Origin of the sequence: Vibrio tubiashii ATCC 19109, assembly GCF_000772105.1 — a bacterium.
Classification (GTDB): domain Bacteria; phylum Pseudomonadota; class Gammaproteobacteria; order Enterobacterales; family Vibrionaceae; genus Vibrio; species Vibrio tubiashii.
This window is the reverse complement of the sequence record NZ_CP009355.1, coordinates 915,371-939,069: the sequence shown is the minus strand read 5'-3', so window position 1 is coordinate 939,069 and position 23,699 is coordinate 915,371. Positions and strand designations below refer to the sequence as shown.

General features: G+C 43.4%; 21 protein-coding genes. 12 read left to right on the top strand and 9 right to left on the bottom strand.

The window, feature by feature from the left end; all coding sequences use genetic code 11:
* Positions 1–37 precede the first annotated feature (37 nt).
* Positions 38–595 (bottom strand): PhnA domain-containing protein, encoded by a 558-nt coding sequence (locus IX91_RS19375; protein WP_004742678.1) that lies wholly within the window; start codon positions 593–595, stop codon positions 38–40.
* A 253-nt stretch (positions 596–848) separates the two neighbouring features.
* Here IX91_RS19375 and IX91_RS19370 point away from each other — a divergent pair, with 253 nt between their 5' ends.
* The gene (locus IX91_RS19370; RefSeq protein ID WP_004742679.1) at positions 849–1,931 is read left to right on the top strand and encodes a site-2 protease family protein; all 1,083 of its coding nucleotides are present in this window, start codon (positions 849–851) and stop codon (positions 1,929–1,931) included.
* A gap of 39 nt (positions 1,932–1,970) precedes the next feature.
* On the opposite strand, the gene IX91_RS19365 is transcribed toward IX91_RS19370, so the two are convergent.
* The gene (locus IX91_RS19365) at positions 1,971–2,759 is read right to left on the bottom strand and encodes a M48 family metallopeptidase (RefSeq protein WP_004742680.1); all 789 of its coding nucleotides are present in this window, start codon (positions 2,757–2,759) and stop codon (positions 1,971–1,973) included.
* 104 nt (positions 2,760–2,863) lie between these two features.
* On the opposite strand from IX91_RS19365, the gene IX91_RS19360 reads away from it, so the two are divergent.
* From IX91_RS19360 to IX91_RS19345, 4 genes are all read left to right on the top strand, one after another.
* Positions 2,864–3,310 carry a hotdog fold thioesterase gene (locus IX91_RS19360; protein ID WP_004742681.1) on the top strand — a complete coding sequence of 149 codons (447 nt, stop codon included), beginning with the start codon at positions 2,864–2,866 and terminating at the stop codon, positions 3,308–3,310.
* Between the two features lie 2 nt (positions 3,311–3,312).
* Positions 3,313–3,546 (top strand): DUF3389 family protein, encoded by a 234-nt coding sequence (locus IX91_RS19355; protein WP_004742682.1) that lies wholly within the window; start codon positions 3,313–3,315, stop codon positions 3,544–3,546.
* A 77-nt stretch (positions 3,547–3,623) separates the two neighbouring features.
* Positions 3,624–5,342, top strand: a complete 1,719-nt coding sequence (locus tag IX91_RS19350) for an SgrR family transcriptional regulator (protein WP_004742683.1) — start codon at positions 3,624–3,626, stop codon at positions 5,340–5,342.
* Positions 5,342–5,593, top strand: coding sequence for a hypothetical protein (locus IX91_RS19345; RefSeq protein WP_004742684.1), 252 nt, complete (start codon positions 5,342–5,344; stop codon positions 5,591–5,593). The genes IX91_RS19350 and IX91_RS19345 overlap by 1 nt, the downstream gene beginning before the upstream one ends.
* Before the next feature lie 447 nt (positions 5,594–6,040).
* Here IX91_RS19345 and IX91_RS19340 read toward each other — a convergent pair whose 3' ends face one another.
* Positions 6,041–8,173: a TonB-dependent hemoglobin/transferrin/lactoferrin family receptor gene (locus IX91_RS19340; RefSeq protein WP_004742685.1), complete on the bottom strand. Its 2,133-nt coding sequence runs from the start codon at positions 8,171–8,173 to the stop codon at positions 6,041–6,043.
* A gap of 252 nt (positions 8,174–8,425) precedes the next feature.
* On the opposite strand from IX91_RS19340, the gene IX91_RS19335 reads away from it, so the two are divergent.
* The gene (locus IX91_RS19335; RefSeq protein ID WP_004742686.1) at positions 8,426–9,322 is read left to right on the top strand and encodes a LysR family transcriptional regulator; all 897 of its coding nucleotides are present in this window, start codon (positions 8,426–8,428) and stop codon (positions 9,320–9,322) included.
* A 60-nt stretch (positions 9,323–9,382) separates the two neighbouring features.
* On the opposite strand, the gene IX91_RS26695 is transcribed toward IX91_RS19335, so the two are convergent.
* The 5 genes from IX91_RS26695 to IX91_RS19315 all read right to left on the bottom strand — a co-directional run bounded on the left by IX91_RS26695 (position 9,383) and on the right by IX91_RS19315 (position 16,663).
* Entirely contained in the window at positions 9,383–9,526 is a 144-nt protein-coding gene (locus IX91_RS26695; RefSeq protein WP_004742687.1) for a hypothetical protein, read from the bottom strand.
* Between the two features lie 196 nt (positions 9,527–9,722).
* Complete coding sequence (gene gnd / locus IX91_RS19330; protein WP_004742688.1) at positions 9,723–11,171, bottom strand: decarboxylating NADP(+)-dependent phosphogluconate dehydrogenase; 1,449 nt, start codon at positions 11,169–11,171, stop codon at positions 9,723–9,725.
* Between the two features lie 35 nt (positions 11,172–11,206).
* Positions 11,207–11,923, bottom strand: coding sequence for a 6-phosphogluconolactonase (pgl, locus tag IX91_RS19325; protein ID WP_004742689.1), 717 nt, complete (start codon positions 11,921–11,923; stop codon positions 11,207–11,209).
* Positions 11,920–13,422 (bottom strand): glucose-6-phosphate dehydrogenase, encoded by a 1,503-nt coding sequence (zwf, locus tag IX91_RS19320; RefSeq protein WP_004742690.1) that lies wholly within the window; start codon positions 13,420–13,422, stop codon positions 11,920–11,922. Before zwf ends, pgl begins: the two co-directional genes overlap by 4 nt.
* A gap of 364 nt (positions 13,423–13,786) precedes the next feature.
* Positions 13,787–16,663, bottom strand: a complete 2,877-nt coding sequence (locus tag IX91_RS19315; protein WP_004742692.1) for an HD domain-containing phosphohydrolase — start codon at positions 16,661–16,663, stop codon at positions 13,787–13,789.
* Positions 16,664–16,832: 169 nt separating this feature from the next.
* Between IX91_RS19315 and IX91_RS19310 the strand changes: the two genes are divergently transcribed.
* The 4 genes from IX91_RS19310 (at position 16,833) to IX91_RS19300 (ending at position 20,115) form a co-directional block, all read left to right on the top strand.
* Positions 16,833–17,576, top strand: coding sequence for a phosphatase (locus tag IX91_RS19310; RefSeq protein ID WP_004742693.1), 744 nt, complete (start codon positions 16,833–16,835; stop codon positions 17,574–17,576).
* 81 nt (positions 17,577–17,657) lie between these two features.
* A complete protein-coding gene (locus tag IX91_RS19305; protein ID WP_004742694.1) occupies positions 17,658–18,041 on the top strand; it encodes a cytochrome b562 in 384 nt (127 codons plus the stop codon).
* A gap of 122 nt (positions 18,042–18,163) precedes the next feature.
* A complete protein-coding gene (locus tag IX91_RS25935; RefSeq protein ID WP_039952886.1) occupies positions 18,164–18,529 on the top strand; it encodes a hypothetical protein in 366 nt (121 codons plus the stop codon).
* A gap of 119 nt (positions 18,530–18,648) precedes the next feature.
* On the top strand, positions 18,649–20,115 hold the full coding sequence (locus IX91_RS19300; RefSeq protein WP_004742695.1) for a PepSY-associated TM helix domain-containing protein: 1,467 nt from the start codon (positions 18,649–18,651) through the stop codon (positions 20,113–20,115).
* 29 nt (positions 20,116–20,144) lie between these two features.
* Here the strand turns inward: IX91_RS19300 and IX91_RS19295 are convergent, their stop codons facing one another.
* The gene (locus IX91_RS19295; protein WP_004742696.1) at positions 20,145–21,059 is read right to left on the bottom strand and encodes a LysR family transcriptional regulator; all 915 of its coding nucleotides are present in this window, start codon (positions 21,057–21,059) and stop codon (positions 20,145–20,147) included.
* A 225-nt stretch (positions 21,060–21,284) separates the two neighbouring features.
* On the opposite strand from IX91_RS19295, the gene IX91_RS19290 reads away from it, so the two are divergent.
* Positions 21,285–22,481: a glycine C-acetyltransferase gene (locus tag IX91_RS19290; protein ID WP_004742697.1), complete on the top strand. Its 1,197-nt coding sequence runs from the start codon at positions 21,285–21,287 to the stop codon at positions 22,479–22,481.
* The gene (gene tdh / locus IX91_RS19285) at positions 22,481–23,512 is read left to right on the top strand and encodes an L-threonine 3-dehydrogenase (RefSeq protein WP_004742698.1); all 1,032 of its coding nucleotides are present in this window, start codon (positions 22,481–22,483) and stop codon (positions 23,510–23,512) included. The genes IX91_RS19290 and tdh overlap by 1 nt, the downstream gene beginning before the upstream one ends.
* Positions 23,513–23,699: the final 187 nt, after the last annotated feature.

Sequence of the window (23,699 nt, the reverse complement as noted above, 5' to 3'; positions counted from 1 at the left end):
TCAATTGAGCGCCTTTCTTATGTCGAAGCTTATCTAATTACTTCTTACGGCAGTATTCAGCGATAACGTACATAGATTGGCCGCCGTTCGCTTTACCAGAAACTAGTTTTGGATCGTCGCCAATGCTGATGCCGCGGATAACCGTGCCTTGCTTGATGACTTGGTTAGTGCCTTTAACTGGTAGGTCTTTGATAACCGTTACGTCGTCACCTTTTTTAAGTTCAACGCCGTTGCAATCGAATGGTTTGTCATCTGCAGACATGCCAGTCATTGCCCAGTTCATTTGCTCTTCTTCCATGTACATCATGTCTAGCGCGTCTTGTGCCCAGCTTTCTGTGTTCAAGCGAGTTAGCTGACGCCATGCAGTAACTTGAACCGCAGGAACTTGGCTCCACATGCTGTCGTTTAGACAACGCCAGTGGTTGATGTCTTTTGGTTCTTCGATCTCACCAAGACACTTGTCACAAACCATGATTCCGTAATCTACTGTCACATGGCTGTGCGGGGGAACAGCGTATGCCGTTAATGGTGCATCAGCAGCACATAATTCACATTTTGATTGGCAGCGTTCTAGCATAGTTGCTTCAGAAGACATAATGGACTCACATTTTATAGGTGTTAATAACGCCGGCTATTATCCACTTTATCTGTCAAAAATAAAGCGTAATCCGAATACAAATCGATAAATCGACGAATTCTTACTTTTCATGAGTAATTTGAACAACATGATTCGAACAATCAACGCCTTATGGATAGTGACAATGTCACATTAATAGCAATTCCTTTACCTATTTAGTCTAGATTGGCATAATCAGACTCGTTGTTATATCAATTTAGTAGGTTAGACATTGGAATTATTATCAATCGAGTTTTTGGGTAAACCACTTAGACTCGAAGGCTCTATGGCGGGTTGGCAACAACTGTTTTGGAACAATCAACTCGTGTCTCAGCTTGATGCTAATGCTGACCGTGGTGAAAAATCCTACCATGAGTTTACTTTGCTCAATGGTGAGCAAGAGCTGGCATGTAAATTAGAAACTAATCTGATATGGCAACCATTTGTCTTAGAGTATGTTGCGACAGTCGATAGCCAAGTCATTGAGCGAGGAAGCCGCAATACTAAGGACATAGAAAAGCAAACACCGTTTACTAAGCCGGAGCCAGAAAGAAAGTTTAGCCTTATTGGTCTTTTATCGCTTGGGATGAAGGCGCTTAAGAGTGCAAAGCTGATTAAAGTAGTGCTCGCGTCGGCGAGTTTAGCGGCGTATTCATGGTTGTTTTCTTTTCAATTTGCGCTGGCTTTGATTGCGTGTTTGGTCTTTCATGAATATGGCCATGTTCGCGCGATGAAGTACTTCGGTATGAAGACAAAAGGTATCTACTTGGTGCCGTTTCTTGGCGGGTTGGCGTTGAGCGATGAAAAGATAAATACCCGTTGGCAAGATGTCGTCATTTCAATCATGGGGCCGATGTTTGGCTTAATTCTGTCTGTCATCTTGCTCATTGCTTACTTGATCACTGGCGAGATGTTTTTCGCAGGGTTAGCGGTATTTAATGCATTTCTAAATCTATTCAACTTACTACCGATATTGCCACTCGACGGTGGGCATGTCTTGAAGAGTATCAGTTTCTCCATGAACAGTGTGGCGGGAATAGTTTTGTGTACCGCAGCGGCGGCTGGTGGCGTGGTGTTAAGCTACTCACTAGGGCTTACGTTGTTTGGTTTCCTGCTTATCATGGGCATGCTGGAAATCGTGATTGAGTGGAGAGGAAGACATCATAGCCACTTACTTCCGCTAGATAGGTACGGTCAAGCTGTCGCTGCAGTTTGGTACATTGGGCTTGTTGCTTCATTGATTGGAATTATTTGGTTCTTTGCATCAACTGGTGACCAATTGTTAAGCTTACCGCTGCTTATATTGGGCACATAAAGTAAAGACAAAGGGAGCATTGTTGCTCCCTTTTAATGTCTAAATACAGTTCGGACGTTTAACCTTGTTATCTGGCAACGTTTGTATCTTAGCGGAGAGATCCTGAATGCGAGTTCCGTGAGAAGGGTGCGTTGAGAGCAGTTCAGGCGGTTGAGCGCCCCCAGATGCCTTAGCCATGTTTTTCCATAGGTCGACACTCTGGTTAGGATCAAAGCCAGACTTCGCCATCAATTCTAACCCTACAACATCCGCTTCCGATTCTTGAGTCCTGCCGTAGGGCATTAAAACACCATATTGTACGCCTAATCCAAGCGCAGCCATGGTTGCTCCTTGATACTGTGCGTATTCGGAAGATCCGAGTGCAATATTGGTCAGTTGAAGTCCGGCATTGGCAATTTGAGATTGAGACAGTCGTTCGTTGCTGTGATCAGCGAGGACATGTGCGATTTCATGCCCTATAACTGTAGCTAACTGGTCCTGAGTAACCGCTACTTTAAGTAAACCGGTATAGACACCAATTTTGCCGCCTGGTAACGCGAACGCATTGACTTGATCACTATCAAACACGACGACTTCCCAGCTATCAAATCCTGGTTGTTTCGGGACATGTTGAGTAATTGAATCTGTTACGCACTGAACGTAAGCATTTGTCTTAGCGTCAGAGCTGACCTTAAGCTCTTTCTTCATTTGCTTGAACGATTGGGCGCCTAAACTACTCATATCTGAATCTGAAAAAAGAAGCAGCTGGTTACGACCTGTCGGGGAAGAAGTACAGGCTGTCATTGCCATTGCGGCAGTGAGAGTGACGAATTTAAACCACGTTTGCATTGAATTCTCCGTTTCAATCGCAATATTAAACTTACTATTTAGCTATACACATCATAGCATTAGCGTACAATTCTTGGTAATCACATTCAGTAGTGGAATGCATAATGACAATCTGGAAAAAATCGATCAGTCTTGAAGCCCTTAATAAGACGTCAGAAAATACTTTGATAGATCACCTAAACATTATTTATACCGAGGTAGGTGATGATTTTATAACGGCCACTATGCCTGTTTGTTCGTTTACTCACCAACCGCTTGGTATGCTGCACGGTGGTGCGTCTGTTGTCTTGGCCGAAACGCTTGGCTCAGTTGCGGCTAATTTCTGTGTTCCAAAAGGAAGTTACTGTGTGGGCCTCGACATTAATGCCAACCATGTACGTTCAATGAGAAGCGGCACCGTTATTGGTACAGCTAAGCCCATTCATTTAGGGGTATCCACTCAAGTATGGCAAATCAACATTACTGATGAGCGTGAACGTTTGGTGTGTACGAGTCGATTGACCATCGCTGTTAAACATAAAAAATCTGCGTCGTCAGACAAAGGACTATAACGATGATGATTCCTTTTAAAAGCGGAAAAATCATTGTGACTAACCACGAAGTGGTGGTAAAGCTTTCTGGTGTGCACATGGTGACGCTACAAGCGCAAACCGATGCTATCACTCTGATTGGGAGAGGGGCGAATGTTATTGCCGCTAACGGCAGCGAAACCAAGTGGTCGATAAAATTGGACAATGAACAACAAATCCAACAGATTGCTGAGCAAATCGGCAGCCAAGTCCAATAATCGAGTTTTTGTCTTGATTCGAGAATATTAAATGAGGAAACTTAGAGCTAGGTTAACTAGAATGAGATTTCCTCTTTATGAGCAGCCCAAGACTTAGAGTTCAGTTCGAAACCTTGTTTGAGCATTACAAGGGACAAGATTGCGGTGTCCAGCTTGAAGATATCACCGAGATACTGTTTTGTACCCGTCGTAACGCTCGAATTGTCCTGAACAAAATGGAAGAAGAAGGGTGGTTGGAATGGCACCCAGCTCCCGGTCGAGGCAAGTTATCTCAGTTAATTTTTAAACGTAGCCGAGCTGATGTCAGCGAAAACTTAGCGCGCCGATACCTTGAAGAAGGGAAGATTGGCCAAGCGCTAAAAGTTTTAGATCAAGATACGGCAAAACTTGCTCAAGTGGTTGAAAGCTATCTTGGCATTGTTCATCAAGAAGGCCAGCAAGTTGTCAGGCTGCCATATTACCGACCACTTTCTACGTTAAACCCTACGTTACCGATTCGACGCTCTGAACTTCATATTGTTCAGCAGATTTTCAGTGGTTTAACTTATATCGATGACAGTGAACAACTTCAACCTGATCTGGCCCATTCATGGGAAATGCTCACCCCTCGACATTGGCGTTTTTACATTCGTCCGAGTGTCAGGTTTCACAATGGAGACTTGCTGACATCTCAAGCGGTCGTTGATAACTTATTGACACTTAGACAGAAGAAGCTGTTTTCACATATCGCAGACGTGAGTTCTCCGAGTCACTTAATCGTTGATGTGAAACTTTCACGCGATGATTATCAATTGGCGCTGTTGCTTTCTGAATCTTGCGCGAAAATTACGTTGCCGCAAGAGAATAGAGCGGAGGATTATGATCTATTCCCTGTTGGTACAGGACCTTACCGAGTCATTCAAAACGACAATAAACGCCTCGTCTTACAAGCCTTTGACGGTTACTTTGGTTTTAGGCCCTTGTTAGATCGAATTGAAGTGTGGGTGATTGATGATCTTCATTCTTCAATGATTTTCCCGAGCTTATCTAAACCCCTTAAGCCTGAAGTGGCCAACTATGCCGATAGCGTAGACCTCGATCCGGGTTGCACCTATTTACTACTCAACCGAAAAAATGGACTAGCGGCGGCCAATGATTGGGCGAATTACTTCACACAGAAGTTGGGCACATTAAATTTATTCCAGCATCTACCTCAAGAGAAAATCGTCGAACTAGGAGTACTTCCTGCGCATGGGTTAAAGCCGGGTTGGTATCACCATACAAGGCATGGTTATACGTCACCACCTTCCTATCGCTCTGTCACTATTGCTTACCACGGTCAGCACCCAATGTTCCCAACGTTGGTCAAATGTATTGAAGGCTTGCTTAAAGAGGATGGATTGAGCGTTAACTTTATTAACTATGACTTAACCGTTGAAGATACTTCAGAAGTAGACATCTGGGTTAAACCGATGGGAATCACCACAAACAGGGATGATTCACTAGCAGGGTGGCTACTCAATAATAGCGATATTGAGGCACTTAGCCGCGAAGAGGATTTTGAACATTGGACTAAAGTCGTACAAGAGTGGCAAGCAACACAAAATGCTAGTTTCCCTGCACAAGAGCTTGGAAAGTCTCTAGTAGAAAAGATGCAACTCATTCCCATGTTTCACTGTTGGTTAGGAGTGAGTAAAGATCATTGTGGTTCGCTACAAAATGCGAAATGTAATGCGCTTGGATGGTTTGATTTCAGCAAAGTTTGGGTCAAACCTGAAATGGCTGAGGCAACAAACTCGCATCAAGAGGAAGGGTAGTGGCGAAACCTAATAAGAAACAACCGTCTAAAACGGTCGAGATTTACTGCGCAAAATGTAAAACCCAGTTATTTAAGTACCGAAAAGGGGGCAAAGGGTCTCTTGTGAAATGTTTTAAGGAAAGAATTGTTTTTGATTACACAGAACAGCCCTGTATTTGCCCTCAATGTGGGGGCGAGTTTGCCCGAGAGACTTTGATTAGAGGCACTCCTGCTTACAAAATAATCGGTGGCAAAGTTACTATGAAATAGCTTCGCATTAGAACAATTCTCTAAACCATTTTATAAACTAATTGATTAGTAAGATTGTAGAAAATAGACATCACGACGCAATATTTGATCTCAATCGATATAAAACGTAAAAATCTCGTTAAGGGGTATCATTGTTTTTTAATGGTGTTAGAATAGCCGCAGTTTCTTTTCGGTTTTTCCAACTTTACTTTAGGGGTTTGTAATGGAGCTAGGTCTTATCATCACTTTCATCGTTGCAGCGGCTGTAATGGTTAAGAAAGAGATGGCAGCAGCTAAATAATCGGTCTATTCATACCATTTTTTCTATACCTTTTAATGAATATACTCAAGAAAGCTCCTAGTTTAGGGGCTTTTTTATTACCTTTAACTTATTGATAGTTATAATTTATGTAGGTACTTAACTAGAAAAGCCAGCTTGATAGCTGGCTTTTGATATCACATGTGATTTTAGAAATCGTATTTGGCTGTAATTGCCCAGTTTCGACCTGGTTGAGTTAAACTCTTATCTTCCTCGCTTGTAATCCCGCGCACATCATTCCAGTTGTAATATTCTTCGTCTGTTACGTTGAATAAGCCAGCTCTGAGTGTTAGATCTTTAATTGGAGAATAGTAGGCTGTAAGGTCTACTACAGTTGCACTACCGATAGGTAAAGCCTTGCCACTTGTTGTAGTGCCGGATGTACTAATATCCTTGTCCTTTTTAGCTGCGGTGTAGTTGATCGATAACGATGAGCCCCATTTTTCGTTTGGCGCGTCATAGTTAAAACCAACAATCGCATTCCAAGGGTTTACGCTGTTCAGTGCCTTGCCTTTACCATCTTTGCCCTCAGTGTATACACCTGCAAGTCGGGTACTAAAGCCTTCATGCTGAAGGATGTTATCCCAGTAGAATGTATTACCTACCTCGAAACCTTTAATTTCAGCTTTATCTACGTTAATACTTTGATTTACTTCAACACGCCCGTCTACGCGAACAACTTGGCTGTCGATAAAGTTATCGTAGTCGCTGTAGAAAACCGAAACTTCTGTACTAGAGAAGTCTGTGTTGTGTCTCCAACCTAACTCGTACGACACACTTTCTTCGGCTTTTAAATCCGGATTAGGGATGTTGATGTAACCGTGAGTTGGGTTACCAAACGAGTAATAAAGTTCTTGGAAATCTGGTGCACGGAACCCTTGAGAAACTTGCGCGTAAACTTTGTGCTCATTATTAATGGAATAAGTTGTACCCAAACGACCTGTAACTGCTGAGTCTGAAAACTTACCGTATGACTCAGGAGAATTTCCACTTGGGTTGTTTGTCGTGTCACCTGGATCTGTTTCAAATGAATCAAACCTTACACCCGGAGTTAGGACAAACTTTCCGTAGTTAATCGAATCCTGTAAGAAGAAACCATACTTACGCTCTTTAGCACTCGGTATGTAGTAGATAACTTTATCAGCAGAGATTGAGTTATATTCGTTGTTTACGTTTTTTATTTCCTTATCTGAGAACGAAGTACCGTAAACTAAATAGTGTTCAAATTCGCCTAGAGTGAATTCCTTGTCGAACTGTGCATCAAATTGATAGCCTTTATCTGAGTAGATATAGTCTTTCTTTTGCACATTTCCAGCTGGCGGGACATAACGGCTACCACCTTTAGATGTGCGGTTGGTTATACCATTCTCGTCCTTATCTAGCCAATCGAACTGCCAAGTTACAAGATCAGCGAATTGTGACTCAGCATTCCAAATATGTTTAATACCGATTTGTGTTTGTTTGGTAACATCTTCTCCGTTGTAGTTGGTATAACTACTGTTAGTTAGCTTAGTATCACCACTATTGTGTAAAAAGTTACCGCTAAATTCTAAGCGATGGTCTGGATTAAGCTGGTATTGAAGCTTAACTAACACATTGTTATTTGCAAAATCTTTCTCGTCTGGCTTTCCGAAGTTATCGACTTGCTCTCCATCGCGACGAGTGTATGCAACTAAAGCTTCTAGATCACCAAAACGCTTTGCTAGAGCTACGGACTCCGAGAAAGTATTGTCAGCAGATGAATAGTTAAACTTGACGTGACCACCGGTATCTCGACCTTTTAAAAAGTCCTCTGGATCTTTAGTCTCAAACGCCACGATTCCGCCAATTGCATCAGAGCCGTATAGAGAAGAAGCTGAACCTTTAACTACTTCTACTGATTTCAACATATCCGTGTCTAAGTCAACACGCGAAGAATTTATGAAGTTATAGCTTTGGCCTCCACTTGGAGAAAACTGGTTAGTTTGAGCTACTCCATCGACTAATACTAATACTCGATTGCCCTCCATACCACGGATGTTAATACCTTGAATACCCTGGCGAGAGTTTGATTGTACGGTTACTCCTGGGGTGTACTTGAAGAGATCCTCAACTCCCGTTGTTAAGTTACGTTCAATCTCTTCATCAGAAATAACTGCAACAGACGCGGCTACGTCTTCAAGCTGTTGGTTAGTACGAGTCGCTGAAACAACAACTTCGTCGAAGAGGGCATATTCTTCGGCATGAGCAGTTGACGCAAGGGCCAAAACAATTGAAGCTGACAGGAAAGTTTTCTTATACATTTTATAATTACCTTTGATCCATATAGGTTTTCTTTGAACGAACGGCATTCTATTGGATCTAAATGATAATTACTATTGTTTGCATTTCGAAAGTTAGTGGCTTTTTTGCTCTATCCGTATGCAAACTTGAATAAAATTTAAATATTACAAGTGCTTAAACATTTTTTTTACATTTGTAAAGGTTCACTTTATCAATTAATAGTGTGATGAATATCACTATATTATTAATTATTATTAATAAGGATGATAATATTGCAGAGCCCAATAACACTTGAAGCGCTACATATATTAGATGCGATTGACCGGCGTGGAAGCTTTGCTGCTGCGGCAAACGAACTCGATAGGGCACCGTCTTCACTGAGCTATCAAATTCAGAAGCTCGAACAAGATCTCGATATCATGATCTTTGATCGCTCTGGGCACAAAGCTAATTTTACGGAAGCAGGTAAACTGATTCTTGAACGAGGAAGGGACATACTGCTAGCAACAGACAAGCTTGTAAATGATGCAAGTGTACTGGCTAATGGTTGGGAACTGGATATTACACTCGCCTTTGATGGTATTATCCCAGTTGCTAATTTCTTCAACCTTGTTAATGACTTAAGTAATGTCAGTTCAACAAGGATTAAGCTCCAAGAAGAAATACTCGCAGGCTGCTGGGAAGCGTTAAGTTCAGGGCGAGCAGATTTATTGGTCTGTCCAAGAATGGAAACGCTACCGCAAGATGTCAAAGCTGAAACCATTGGTGAAATGGAAATGATCTGGGTAGCAGCGACGGATCATTACGTACATAAACGCAGTGGGGTATTCGACGAAAAAGCGCGCGAAAAATATCGCGTTATTGCGATAGCGGATACGGCCCGCGAGCAGCCAGCAATCAGTGTCAACATAACTCAAAGACAACCGAGACTCACCGTGACCAACTTTTCAGCAAAAGTAGAGGCGCTAAAGACAGGCTTAGGTATCGGCACCTTGCCAAAAGAGTTAGCAACTCAACTTATTGCGAGCGGTGACTTGAAGCAGATAACCGACACCGAATCTCAACCTATCGAGATAATCTTGGCGTGGAAACGTAATAAAATTGGTGAAGCTAAATCTTGGTGTATCCAATATCTACTCAAGCACTTCAAAGCGACATCTAAGATTTAAACCAAGCGTTTAGTACAATAGTAAAGAAGGGAGCTAATCGCTCCCTTCTATTTTAGAAACCTAGCCTTGCACACCACCTTGCTGCTGTGCTTGTTTTACTAAAGCCTGACGTTGAGTTTCCTGTTCGTTTTCCACTTTATGTTCCTTATTCATCCCACGTTCTTCTTGTTGTGGAACAAAAACAAAGTACTTATTAATAGTCATCGAAAGAACCTCTATTTTACAGTTGTAACCATCCAGGTTAGACAAATCACCTAATCGTCATCGCTTGATGAAGATTCCATGTTGTAGGTTTCAAAAAATAGAGGATGTTAACTTGGTTAACATCCTCCATAACAGCTTAATTATAGAAGTAGACTCAGGTATTAATAAACCTCAGTCTCATCCTTTCAGCTAATTCTTACACGTCGTAGGTAGTAGAAGCCGTATCGCCGCCTGTACCTGTCCAGTTTGTGTGGAAGAACTCACCACGAGGACGATCTGTACGCTCATACGTGTGCGCGCCAAAGTAGTCACGCTGTGCTTGAAGCAGGTTAGCTGGTAGACGAGCTGTCGTGTAGCCGTCTAGGAAAGATAGCGCAGAAATCGTACATGGCATTGGGATGCCAGACTCTAAAGATTTCGCCGCTACTTTACGCCATGCCGCTAGGCTGCCTTGCAGGATGTTTTTGAAGTACTCGTCTGAACCTAGGAACGCGATGTCTGGGTTTGCTTCGTACGCATCACGGATGTTGCCTAGGAACGCAGAGCGGATGATACAACCACCACGCCACATTAGTGCTACGTTACCGTAGTTTAGGTCCCAACCGTTTTCGTTAGACGCTTCGCGCATTAGCATGAAGCCTTGAGCGTAAGAGATGATCTTAGAAGCTAGTAGAGCTTGACGAAGTGCATCAACCCATTCTTGCTTATCGCCTTCAACTGGCGTGATTGTCTTACCGAACAGAGATTCAGCTTCAACACGTTGATCTTTAAGAGCAGACAGACAACGAGAGAATACAGACTCAGAGATAAGCGTTAGTGGAATACCTAGGTCTAGCGCGTTGATGCCTGTCCATTTACCGGTACCTTTTTGGCCAGCAGTGTCTAGGATCTTCTCAACTAGAGGCTCGCCGTCTTCATCTTTGTAGCCAAGGATGTCTGCAGTGATTTCAACAAGGTAGCTGTCTAGCTCAGTCTTGTTCCAATCAGCGAATACTGCTTGCATTTCGTCAGCAGACATACCAAGACCATCTTTCATGAACTGGTAAGCTTCAGTGATAAGTTGCATGTCACCGTATTCGATGCCATTGTGTACCATCTTAACGAAGTGACCAGCACCGTCGTTACCAACCCAGTCACAACAAGGTTCGCCAGCGTCAGTTTTTGCAGAGATACCTTGGAAGATAGGCTTAACCGCTTCCCAAGCTTCAGCTGCGCCGCCTGGCATGATTGAAGGGCCAAAACGTGCACCTTCTTCACCACCAGATACACCAGTACCAATAAAGTGAATACCTTTTTCACGACAATGTGCTACACGGCGGTTTGTATCAGGGTAGTTAGTGTTACCACCGTCAATGATGATGTCACCTTCGTCTAGAAGCGGGATTAGGTTGTCAATGAATGTGTCAACAACTGCGCCTGCACGTACCATTAGCATTACTTTACGTGGCGCTTCTAGCTTCTCAACTAGCTCTTCTAGAGAGTATGCGCCAACGATGTTAGTGCCTTTCGCAGGGCCTTCTAGGAACTCGTCTACTTTCGCAGCAGTACGGTTATGAGCAACAACTTTGAAGCCGTTGTCGTTCATGTTTAGGATAAGGTTTTGACCCATTACTGCTAGGCCAATTACACCGATATCACCTTTCATTATTTCTCTCCAATTTTCCTATTTGGACGCTCGCACTAAGCGATTTTTGCTGCTGCGTCTGAATCTAAGTACCATTCCGTTTCACCAGCCTTAGACTGGATTTTAGCTGCTGGGTACGGCAGCTCACTCGCTGGAGTGGTATGAATTTCGTTTACGATATCGACTTTACCTGCACCAAGTACAAGGTAGCTGATACGTTTCGCGGCTTCTAATACCTTAGCGGTTTTAGATACGCGGATTTGTCCTGATTCTGGATGAGAAGCTAATACCGATAAGTTCTCATCTTGATAGTCTGTTTGACCTGGGAATAGCGAAGCCGTGTGGCCGTCAGCACCAACACCAAGAAGTATCCAATCGAATACTGGCGTTCCATTTTCAGCAGGGATTACAGATGCCATTTCTTCAGCAAAACGCTCAGCTTCAACTTTGGGCTCATCTTCACCACGAATACGGTGAATGTTCTCTGCAGGTAGATTAACTTGGCTGAACAATAGTGCGTTAGCTTCACCGTAGTTACTTTCAGCATCATCAGGGGCAACACAACGCTCGTCTCCCCACCAAAAGTGTAGGTTGTTCCACTGAATGCCTTCGGCATAGGGTGCTTGTGCTAAAAGTTTAAACAGCATCTTTGGTGTGCTGCCACCAGACAGTGAAATGTGAACAGGGCGGTTAAGCTCACTGAACGCTTTCATATCATTAGCTAGGCTTTCTACAACTTGGTCAGCTGTTTGAAAAATCTTGTGATTGATCATAGTTCGCAGTAATCCGTATCTGTTAGGTTTTTACATGGGAATCGCCATGCACGATCGTCACGTTGTAACAAATCGTCAGACTCTTTTGGTCCCCACGTACCACAAGCGTATCCAAATAGGGCTTGCGGGTCTTGTTTGAAGTCTAGAATCGGTTGAACGTACTTCCAACACGCTTCAACAGCATCGCTACGTGCAAACAAAGTTGCATCGCCATTTAGTGCATCAAGAAGTAGGCGTTCATATGCTGTCAGCATTTGCGTTTCTTGTAGAGACGCGTAGTGGAAGTTCATTTTCACTTCTTTAGCATTAAAGCCTGCACCAGGCTCTTTAAGGCCAAAACTCATCTGAATCCCTTCATCTGGTTGAATGCGGATAATCAGTTTGTTTTCCGGAGCATTCTGGCCAAATACTGGGTGAGGTGTTTGCTTAAAGTGGATGACAACTTCAGTTACGCGAGTCGGCAGACGTTTACCTGTGCGTACGTAGAATGGTACGCCGTTCCAACGCCAGTTGTTAATGTACGCCTTAAGGCCGACATAAGTTTCTGTACGAGAGTCTTCAGCAACGCCAGGCTCATCACGGTAACTTGGTAGGAACTCGCCGCGAACGTCAGATTCTGTGTATTGCCCCAACACAAGGTTGTTTCGTAAATCATCTTCTTCTAGCGGTTTCAAACACTGAAGGACTTTAACGACTTCATCACGCATAGAATCAGCATTGATCTGTGCAGGTGGCTCCATGCCAACCATTGCTAACACTTGTAGCAAGTGGTTTTGGAACATGTCACGAACCGCACCAGAACCGTCGTAATATCCACCACGTTCTTCAACACCAAGGAATTCAGCACCAGTGATTTCTACATAATCAATGAAGTTGCGGTTCCAAAGAGGTTCGAACATTGCGTTAGAGAAGCGGAATACAAGAAGGTTTTGTACCGTTTCTTTACCTAAGTAATGGTCAATGCGGTAAATCTGATGTTCTTGGAAGTGATCATGGATCTCTTTATCCAACTTTTGAGCAGATTCGAGATCATAACCAAATGGCTTTTCAATGATCAGGCGCTTCCAGCCGTCTTCTTCGCTGTTTAGTCCATGAGCGGCAAGGCTTGCCGGGATGACACTATAAAGGCTAGGAGGTGTAGCTAAATAGAATAGGGTGTTACGTTGTTCGAAACCGTACTGCTCAGATAGCTGGTCAAGACGGGTTGATAGCTTAGCGTAGTCGGCAGTATCTGAAGTATTGATGGCTTGGTAATGCAGATGATTAATAAAAGCATCAAGAGTAGCTGGTTCTGTTTTCTCCATTTCTTGGAGTGAACGCTTTAGCTTTTCTCGGTATGAGTCATCACTGTACTCAGTTCGGCTTACACCTAAAATGGCGAAGTTTTTTGGTAGCTGTTTGTTTGAGTAAAGGTGATATAAAGCAGGGATCAACTTGCGATAGGTTAAGTCGCCCGAAGCACCAAAAATAACGATGCTGCTGTTTTCTGGTATTACCATCATCTTTCCCTTAGAAACGAGGTAGTTAGCATGTGCCTAAATTGTTGGCACTAAAGTTTGCCAACGGTATCAACGACACCTCAAATTATAAAATAGGTCGTGCCTATTGTATTGATAGGCAAAACCAAAAATTCATGCCATTTGAATTATTAATTGCAACTGGTTTAGTAACAAGTCGCGGCGATATTCACAGACGGCAGCGTATTGTCTATGACTATTTGACATACATCAACCTTTGAGAAGGCAATCGATTAAATATTGACTAGTAGTTAACGTAAGTTGTTGAAAATAAATGATGTGGCAAATTTATACGGTATGGATCTAAATTAGAGCTAACATTCCAATATAGCTGTAACTGGTAGGATCAGAAGTGCGATTTGATAAAGGTTTTTACTCTCCTCATGTGATCCTCGCGATCTATAGCTGTTATTTGTGAGTTATCGAGGAATCGCTGCGCATACTCTTGGTCGATCGATTGCTCTAGGAAAATTAAATAAAGCTTAGGATCAATATGACCACTGGTCGCCATATCAGTCATGATTTCAATGGATTCGGAAAGTGTTTTAGCCTTTTTATATGGCCTGTCGCTAGAAGTAAGTGCTTCAAAGACATCGGCTATTGCCATCACTCTTGCCGGTAGAGAAAGTTCTTCTTCGTATAGCCCCTTAGGATACCCGCGACCATCTACCCGTTCATGGTGCCCGCCAGCGATTTCTGGCACGTTTTTCAAATGTTCAGGGTAAGGTAAACGCTTGAGCATCATTATGGTTTGAATGATGTGATCATTAATAATAAAGCGCTCTTCTGAGTTTAAGGTACCGCGCTCGATCGATAAGTTGTACAGTTCGCCACGGTTGTATTTCAAATCACTAGGTTTTAGCGCGAACTCTTCCTGCCAGAAATCCTGAGGCTTGCCATTAACATCCCAGTGAATCTGATGAACCTGTTTATCCGATAGCAGTGTCTCTTCTACAGGAAGAGGTTGAGTAGACGCGCATCGCGCTTTTTCTACCCATGAAACACCAACTTTGTCGTCCAGAGTTCTTGTCCATTTATACTTGCTGATGGTGTTAAGGCGGGCGAGGGCTTCTTTACTCATCGATTCACCGCCAAGATTACATTCACCGATGAATGCGAAGTCATCATCTAGTTGTTGTTGTTTCTGTTTTAAAGCTTCCTTAAGCTGTTGTTTATCTTCACCACTGGCTACGCCTTGCCAATACTCGACCTCAGCCTGTGATTTCAACAACTCAAACCGCATGCGTACTTCATGAATACGGTCATAGATGGTTTCTAATTTGGTGGCTTTATCAATAACGTATTCCGGCGTGGTTACCTTGCCGCAATCATGCAGCCACGCAGCCAAATGTAGCTCTTCCCACTGTTCTTTTGACATGCTGAAGAGTGGGAAGTGAGTGTCGTCATCAACTGCGGCTTTCACAAGCATTTTGGTTAACTCAGGAACGCGTTGACAGTGACTTCCTGTGTAGGGCGATTTGGTATCAATTGCAGAAGCGATCAGTTCGACAAACGCATTAAGCATCTCTTTTTGTTGCTCAATCCGGTCGATATTCTCTTTGGCGATTTCAGCAAAACTCAACAACTCTTTTAGGAAGGCATGCTTATCTGCTTGCTCTTGAGTGATTGTCCGTTCATACCCTAAAAGTAAAATTCCGACTAATTGATTATCACGGTTGTGCAAAGGAAACAGGTAAACATCCGAATTAAAGAGGGATTCTCTATAGTTTGCTAGCGCATTGTCTTCGCGATTTAAGTGGACTATTTCGCCCTTGGCAAGGTCAGTACTGACCCATGCGGTATGCGCAACGAGCTCGTTAACATCGATTTTGAATGGAATGATGGCGTGGTTTGCAGCGACGGTATAACCACTCTCTTTTTCATCTTTAATATAAAGTACGATCGTTTCTGCTCTTGTGACTAAGAAGCTTTGGTGTGCGATGGTTTTTGCCAAAACTGAAAAGTCGGTATTGCTCGCTGTGTCCCTTAATAGTCTCAATAGATCATAGAGAGTATGCTCCATGAGCTCTATCGATTCAGTCAGGTTTGCGACTTCTTTAATTACGCTCTTCGAGTAACGTGTCTTCTTGAAATCAAAACGAGCAATATTATCGGTTTGACGCATTAATGCATGTAACGGATTGGCTAAGCGTCTTGCTACGAGCCAAACAATAACAAAGCTCATGAGTAGCATGGCAAGTGCAACACTGACTTGTTTGTCCCTCATTGAAAGCAGAGTAGCGAGCAGATCGTCTTGAGGCGTCGCCTCTGCAAGTAGCAAACGTGTCTGCTTGTTAAGGTTCACGGGCGTTAATGTTACCGACCATTTTTTGTTGTCGGCTTCAACCGTTTCGTAAATGATTTGGCTTGAACTGCGATTAATTACACCTTCAAAAACAGTGCCTTTTAAAGCATCTGAAGTGATTTCGCCATCCGTTTCTGTCACGCCATCCAGATTATGCCGAGCCAATACCTTAAATTGATTGTCAAACAAGACAAGTTTGGTGTTTTCAGAGTAGCCCATCTGACTGATCTGGTCGGAAAGTGAAGTAAGGGTGAAATCCGCTCCAACTACTTTGGTACCGTCGGGTGATCTACGTGACAATGTCACGCCATTGGTTTTAAGGAAGTAAAAAAAATATGGCTCTGTTAGCCTGATAACCCCATCTTTGTCAGCGTTGATAAACCACGGCCTCACTCTAGGGTCGAACTTATTATCTTTAGTTTTACGGTGACCTAAACTGCGGTAGGCACCATCTAAAAAGTAAAACTCATTTAAGCCAGAAACACGTGTGGTATTAATCATCAGTGACGCTTTGTTTGGGGCGTCAAACCTCTCACGATCGGCATTGGTTCTTAATGCTCTAACCAAAGTAAAATCACCAGACTCATTAGCATAGTAGAGTGCTACGACGCCCGGATTTCGTTGGAAGATGGTTTGCAGTGAAGTTAAAAACCGAATGTGCCTAACAGGCGATTTGTGGCTATCGATGGCTTGGCTCAGCGACATAAAATCGAGAGTGGTTAATATCGGTCCGGCTTTGACCTGAAATGTGGATTCAAGCTTGCGGCTGTTCTCTTGGCTTAGTTCTTTTGCACTGCCAGTAAGCAGTGCTTGCGCATGTTTATAGCTAATAGCAATCAGTACCGAGCCTACTAATGTAGTCAGAACAAGAAACAGAGTAGTGATATGAATACTTAAAGAATAACGGCGTTTTCTCATAGCTCGACCATAAGCATGACACCTAATAAGTATCGAACAATTCCTGAATCCTGCAAAATTTCAAGATCTGTCATCTAAATTCAATAACGTAAACAAGGGCACGAATTACAAGCAAGAAGCTAAATTGGCTGATAACATAACAGGCAACTATCACTATCTATATAGAACTATGAACCTCGTTATCGACACCCATACCCACACATACGCCAGTGGTCACGCCTACAGCACTTTGATAGAAAACGCTCGTATGGCGAAAGAAAATGGTCTAGAGATGTTCTGCACAACCGATCATGCCGAATCAATGCCAGGGGCTCCGCACTATTGGTTTTTTTCCAACCAACGTGTTTTACCAAGGTTCATCGAAGGTGTTGCGGTAATCCGAGGCGTAGAGTCAAACATTCTTAATACGGAAGGGGAAGTGGATGTCCATCCGACTTCTTATAAAAGCCTCGATTGGGTGATAGCTAGCTTTCATGAGCCTGTATTCAAACCAAGTGATAAACAGTCCCATACGCTCGCTCTACTGAACACGATTAAGAGCGGAAAGGTAGATGCACTTGGCCACCTAGGTAATCCAAATTTCGATTTTGATTATGAGCAAGTGTTGAGGTGTGCGAAAGAGCATAACGTCGCCATAGAAATTAATAACACCACCTTAAAAGGCAATAGTCGCGTAGGAAGTGTTGAACGTTGCGCCGAGATTGCAAAACTCGGTAAAGAGATTGGGGTTTACTTCACAACAGGCAGTGACGCTCACTTTTGCCAGGACGTAGGCAACCTTTCAAAAGTTTCTGATCTTTTAGATAAAGTCGGGGTGGATAACTCTCAAGTCATTACGCATAGTGTAAAGCAATTTTTAGCGTTCTTGGCGCTTCGAGGTCATTCAACCATTTCTGAGTATCAGCATTTATAAGTTGATACAATATTCGCTTCTAGTGTGCTGACTAAATTCAGTACACTTCCTGTTCCTAGTCCCACACACAAGAAAAATATAATGAGAAAGTTAATCCCAGTTTTTGCCCTAGCCATGTCAGCACAAGCTTTTGCCAGCGATTTTGATCTTAAAGCGGCAATGAAGCAGATGAAAGTAGAGTTTAAACATGCCGCTGAAGCCACTGAAGTCAGCGATATGAAGTCTGCTGTTAATAACCTTTCTGAGTTAGTCGAGCAGTCTAAGCGCGGTAACTACCCACCAGAAAAATTTGATATCTATTTCGAGGGCTTTAGCAAGCTTTCCGTTGCGCTTGATTCCGTTGAGAAGAAACTCGATTCGGGCGATCTAGACGCGGCCAAAGCTGAGCTAAAAACCGTCGATGACCTTCGAGTGGAATACCACGATAAACGTAACCCAAGTATTTGGAGCAAGCTGTTTGGCTAATAAGTCAGCAAATTTCGAATGGGCAATGCTAATACCATGATCTTTGTTAGGTTTTTTAGCGAGCCTTACTGAGTTTGTTAGTAAAAGGTTATATATTTACTCTCAATTAATTGAGAGTGACTATGATACGGACATCAAGCTTCAAGCGAACTATGCTAATCGCAAGTGCCCTAAGTTGGGTGCTTGTGACTTTGATGCCTGTAATCAACGCTCATGGTGCCAGTGCAGGCGTTTGGGCGACACTTTGTACTATTAATGGCTTTGAGCTAGTCCAAGTCGAAGAGGGAAAGGTTGAAACTCAGCACAGTAAGCCTTGTCCATTTAGTCACTTCTCAAGTTTCCACCAAGATACACTTCCAACACCCACTCACTTTAGAAGAACATCGATAGCGACATTCGACTCGTACGCTTATTTGGCTCTAAGTGAACGATTTCAGCTCGCTATTCCCCGAGCGCCACCTACATTACTTCCATACAACTTCATATAAATCAAATAACAAAGGCTAGGGCAATTGACCCTATAAGCCACTTACTAAAGTAAAGCTCAGCACTAACGACTCGACTATGTTTCGAGATTTTTGCTGTGCGCTCAAAAAAGGAAATTGTAATGTTGGGTAGTCAATCTCAGACTCAACCTAAGGGATCACTACGTTCATCTCAAAGTGACGATTCAAATAAGGTTAAAGCAAAAGCACGCTATTTTCTCACCTGGCGTTGGCACTTTTATGCAGGTCTTTTCGTTATCCCATTTATGCTCATGTTAAGTATTACTGGGCTTGTGATGCTATTTGATGACGAAATTGAACAAACAAGATACAGTGAAATCATCACAGTTGCTCCGCAGGCGCAAACTCTACCACCTTCCATTCAACTGCGTTCGGTCAAGGAAAAGTATCCTGACTCGCAAGTCACCCAATTTGTTGCATCTGAATCAAGTACAAAAGCGAACAGATTTAATGTCAGACATGAAGATGGCAAGTCTATCTTAGTGACGGTTAATCCATACTCCGGTGAAGTTCTAGGTGAAATCGATCGCAGTGACAGCTGGTATCAACTTGCTAACGATATCCATGGAACATTGCTGATTGGTGAATGGGGAGATTACTTGATTGAAGTGTCTGCGAGTTTAGGCATTCTTCTGTTAGTCAGCGGCATTTATCTGTGGTTACCAACAGATAACGCCACTAAGGCGGGTTTTCTCAAAGTACGTATGCGCAGCGGTTCGCGTATTCTAATGCGAGATCTTCACGCCAATCTAGGGGGAACACTTTCAATCGTTTTACTGCTATTTCTACTTTCAGGCCTTGCATGGGCAGGGGTATGGGGCGCGAAAATGGTTCAAGGCTGGAACACATTTCCTACCTACTACACATGGGGTGAAAAACCGGAATCTACTTTAATTCACTCAGACTTAAATCACGGTAGCGAGGAAGAAATGCCTTGGAACTTAGAACTCGCTGCAGTTCCTGAATCGCAAGGTCATCATGGAGGGCATCACGAGCATCATTCTGATCAACCTTTTGATACATCACAGAGCGTTGGAATCGATAGCATAGTAAGCAAAGCGACATCACTCGGCTTCACCCAATTTAAAGTCTATTTACCTCAATCTGAGACCGGCGTTTACACAGTATCCGCTAACTCAATGGCGGGTGATGTTACTGACCCAAGAAAAGATAGGACCACTCACTTTGACCAATACACTGGAGAAGTGCTCGTTGATGTTACTTGGGATGACTACAATGTTGTCGCTAAGCTTATGGCTGCTGGGGTTTCACTTCACCAAGGTGATTTAAGCATTATAAATAAGTTGCTGAATGTCTTCTTCTGTTTAGCGTTTATCGTTATTTCAATTACAGGGGCTTTGATGTGGTGGGTACGTCGCCCGACCAATCAGAATAAGTTGGGCGTACCAGCCCGTTTCGAACATGAAGGTATTTGGAAGGTTGGCGCCGCAACCGTAATATTGGTGAGCGTTCTTTTCCCTTTGGCGGGCGCGACCATCATTAGCGTGTTAATTCTAGATACGTTGCTCGTTAAGAGAAGTCAAAAATTGAAAGCCTATTTGTCATAAACAACAAGCCCCAAAGTCGGGGCTTGTTCTTATTTTGCGCTCAGTTGTTGTGTCATGTAATCGATAAATCCACGCAATCGGGCTGGCATGTATTTGTTTTGCGGATATTGCATGGCGATTGCGCCATGATAGTTACTTTTTATCGTCCAATCAGCGAGTACAGGAATCACTTCGTTGTTTTCAATTGCCTCTGAGACAACAAAATCATGAAAAATGCCGATACCTAGCGCATTTTTAACGCCCGTCAATCGCATCTGTGAATGGTTGACCGCGTAACGACCTGAGACTCCCACTGAGTGATACTCGTCTTCTTTAAAGAAATCCCATATATGATCGCTGTCTGTTTCTGCGAGATAGAGGCAATCGTGTTCAGACAGTTCCGTTGGGTGTTTAGGCATCCCGCGTTTGGCTATGTAGTCGGGGCTGGCACAAAGGACTAAGTTGGTTTTACTGACTTCTTTGAGTACCAAGTTCTCGTCAGGCTTATCCGTCAATTTAAACGCAACATCAATCCCATCTCGGATTAGATCGATTTCACCATCTGCCGCACGCAATTTTAGCTGTATTTCAGGGTACTTCTGCAAAAACGGAACAACATGGGGCTGCAATACTGAGTTTAAGAATGCCTCTGGCGCTGCAACGGTTAACGCTCCAGACATATCTTGATGGTCTGTCGTAGAGAGTTCTACTGCTCGCTTTGCAGCATCAACCATCACTAAAGCCTGGTCATATACCTGTTGACCAGAGTGGGTGATAATCAGCTTACGCGTAGTACGCTCGAACAATTTGACGGAAAGGGATGTCTCTAGTCGCGTAACCAATTTGCTTAGTGCTGAAGGGGTCACATCGAGAATCTTAGCCGCAGCAGTAAAACTCCCTTCATCAACAATCAGAATAAAACTCGCTAGATCGGGAAGTAGCGCAATCAACTTCGTATTCTTCATTTCAATGGCTTCAAATAACTATTTATAGCCATTTTATACCCTATAAATGTGACGGTCATCATTAAAAGTCGTTATTTGTGCCTTAGATTCAATAATGTTTTTCCAACTAACGGGATAATGAAAAACACGTGCTTGAATTACACTTACAACATCAGATTTTGGCTCTAGCAATCGGCTAGAACCCGACAATAAGCAATGCGCATAATAACTAGGAAGGAATTTGAAATGTCTTCTGCATTCTACGAACAGATTCAAAACCAAATTGAAGAAGTAAAGGCTGAAGGTCTTTATAAGTCAGAGCGTGTGATTACGTCTCAACAGCAAGCGGCTGTTAAGATCTCTACTGGTGAAGAAGTGCTTAACTTCTGTGCAAACAACTACCTTGGTCTAGCGAACCACCCAGAGCTAATTGAAGCGGGTAAGCAGGGTATGGACGTACACGGTTTCGGTATGGCTTCTGTCCGCTTTATCTGTGGTACTCAAGACATCCATAAAGAACTAGAACAAAAATTGTCAAAGTTCCTAGGTAAAGAAGATACGATTCTTTACACCTCTTGTTTCGACGCAAACGCAGGTCTGTTTGAAACCATTCTAGGTAAAGAAGATGCGATCATTTCTGACGCTCTTAACCACGCTTCAATCATTGATGGTGTTCGTCTGTGTAAAGCAATGCGCTTCCGCTACTCGAACAACAACATGGAAGAACTAGAGCAGCAACTTATCGCAGCTAAAGAAGCGGGTGCTCGTCATATTCTTATTGTGACTGACGGTGTATTCTCTATGGACGGTGTGGTAGCAAACTTGCCAGCTATCTGTGACCTTGCAGATAAGTACGGCGCATTGACTATGGTTGATGATTCTCACGCTGTTGGTTTTATGGGTAAAACAGGCGCGGGCACACACGAATACCATGATGTTGTTGACCGCATCGACATTATTACAGGTACGCTAGGTAAAGCGATGGGCGGCGCTTCAGGTGGTTACACATCTGGTAAAGCAGAAGTTATCGATTGGTTACGTCAACGCTCGCGTCCTTACTTGTTCTCTAACTCAGTTGCTCCGGCAATTGTTAATGCTTCTATCCGTGTTCTAGACCTACTAGAGCAAAGTGGTGACCTACGTGACCAACTATGGGAAAACGCAGCGCATTTCCGTACGCGTATGGAAGCGGCAGGTTTCACTATGGGTGGTGCAGACCACGCAATCATTCCAATCATGCTTGGCGACGCTAAAGTAGCCGCTGAGTTTGCAGAGCGTGCTCTTGAAAAAGGTATCTATGTTATTGGGTTCTCATTCCCAGTCGTACCAAAAGGTCAAGCTCGTATCCGTACACAAATGTCAGCAGCACACTCGCGTGAGCAGCTAGACCGAGCGATCGATGCATTTATCGAAGTTGGTCGTGACATGGAGATCATTAAATAATGAAAATCAAAGCACTATCAAAACTTAAGCCTGAAGAAGGCATCTGGATGACAGAAGTGGACAAGCCTGAGCTTGGTCACAATGATCTTCTTATCCGTATTAAGAAAACGGCAATTTGTGGTACTGACGTTCACATCTATAACTGGGATGAGTGGTCGCAAAACACGATCCCTGTGCCTATGGTTGTCGGCCATGAATACGTGGGTGAAGTGGTAGGCATTGGCCAAGAAGTTCGTGGTTTTGAAATTGGCGACCGCGTATCAGGTGAAGGTCACATTACCTGTGGTCACTGCCGTAACTGTCGCGGCGGTCGTACACACTTATGTCGCAATACTGTCGGCGTGGGTGTTAACCGTGAAGGTGCATTCGCTGAATATCTTGTTATTCCGGCTTTCAACGCATTTAAGATCCCAGAAGGCATCTCTGACGATTTAGCCTCTATCTTCGACCCGTTTGGTAACGCTGTTCATACAGCGCTGTCTTTTGATCTTGTTGGCGAAGACGTACTAATTACCGGCGCTGGTCCTATTGGTATCATGGCGGCAGCAGTCGCTAAACACGTGGGTGCTCGTCACGTTGTCATTACTGACGTTAACGAATACCGCTTAGATCTAGCTCGTAAGATGGGTGTGACTCGCGCTGTTAACGTTGCTGAGCAAAAGCTTGAAGACGTTATGGAAGAGCTTGGCATGACAGAAGGCTTTGATGTTGGTCTTGAAATGTCCGGCGTACCTTCTGCGTTCAACTCGATGCTTAAAACAATGAATCACGGTGGCCGTATCGCACTACTAGGTATTCCACCATCAGATATGGGTATCGATTGGAACCAAGTAATCTTTAAAGGTCTAGTGATTAAAGGTATCTACGGTCGCGAAATGTTTGAGACATGGTACAAGATGGCTTCATTAATCCAGTCAGGCCTAGATCTAACGCCAATTATCACTCACCACTTTAAGATTGATGATTTCCAACAAGGCTTTGATGCTATGCGTAGCGGTAAGTCAGGAAAAGTTATCCTAGATTGGGAGTAGGGAAATACTAGGCTGATTATGGCATGTTGCTAGCTAACTGGTTACCGTTTATCCGGACAGTGAATAGTAAAAATAGCCCTGATTTCCACCTAGAAATGCCCCAGAAACTGAATGACGCCTCGAGTTAAATCGAGGCGTCTTTTTGTATCCAGCAATTGTGCCTTGTAGATTTTACTATTTCTGGTTA

Bases quoted from the DNA above. Each gene is read 5' to 3' on its own strand.
- IX91_RS19375 (WP_004742678.1), bottom strand. From the start codon at position 595: ATGTCTTCTGAAGCAACTATGCTAGAACGCTGCCAATCAAAATGTGAA.
- IX91_RS19365 (WP_004742680.1), bottom strand. From the start codon at position 2,759: ATGCAAACGTGGTTTAAATTCGTCACTCTCACTGCCGCAATGGCAATG.
- IX91_RS19360 (WP_004742681.1), top strand. From the start codon at position 2,864: ATGACAATCTGGAAAAAATCGATCAGTCTTGAAGCCCTTAATAAGACG.
- IX91_RS19355 (WP_004742682.1), top strand. From the start codon at position 3,313: ATGATGATTCCTTTTAAAAGCGGAAAAATCATTGTGACTAACCACGAA.
- IX91_RS19350 (WP_004742683.1), top strand. From the start codon at position 3,624: ATGAGCAGCCCAAGACTTAGAGTTCAGTTCGAAACCTTGTTTGAGCAT.
- IX91_RS19340 (WP_004742685.1), bottom strand. From the start codon at position 8,173: ATGTATAAGAAAACTTTCCTGTCAGCTTCAATTGTTTTGGCCCTTGCG.
- IX91_RS26695 (WP_004742687.1), bottom strand. From the start codon at position 9,526: ATGACTATTAATAAGTACTTTGTTTTTGTTCCACAACAAGAAGAACGT.
- gnd (WP_004742688.1), bottom strand. From the start codon at position 11,171: ATGAAAGGTGATATCGGTGTAATTGGCCTAGCAGTAATGGGTCAAAAC.
- pgl (WP_004742689.1), bottom strand. From the start codon at position 11,923: ATGATCAATCACAAGATTTTTCAAACAGCTGACCAAGTTGTAGAAAGC.
- zwf (WP_004742690.1), bottom strand. From the start codon at position 13,422: ATGGTAATACCAGAAAACAGCAGCATCGTTATTTTTGGTGCTTCGGGC.
- IX91_RS19315 (WP_004742692.1), bottom strand. From the start codon at position 16,663: ATGAGAAAACGCCGTTATTCTTTAAGTATTCATATCACTACTCTGTTT.
- IX91_RS19310 (WP_004742693.1), top strand. From the start codon at position 16,833: ATGAACCTCGTTATCGACACCCATACCCACACATACGCCAGTGGTCAC.
- IX91_RS19305 (WP_004742694.1), top strand. From the start codon at position 17,658: ATGAGAAAGTTAATCCCAGTTTTTGCCCTAGCCATGTCAGCACAAGCT.
- IX91_RS25935 (WP_039952886.1), top strand. From the start codon at position 18,164: ATGATACGGACATCAAGCTTCAAGCGAACTATGCTAATCGCAAGTGCC.
- IX91_RS19300 (WP_004742695.1), top strand. From the start codon at position 18,649: ATGTTGGGTAGTCAATCTCAGACTCAACCTAAGGGATCACTACGTTCA.
- IX91_RS19295 (WP_004742696.1), bottom strand. From the start codon at position 21,059: ATGAAGAATACGAAGTTGATTGCGCTACTTCCCGATCTAGCGAGTTTT.
- IX91_RS19290 (WP_004742697.1), top strand. From the start codon at position 21,285: ATGTCTTCTGCATTCTACGAACAGATTCAAAACCAAATTGAAGAAGTA.
- tdh (WP_004742698.1), top strand. From the start codon at position 22,481: ATGAAAATCAAAGCACTATCAAAACTTAAGCCTGAAGAAGGCATCTGG.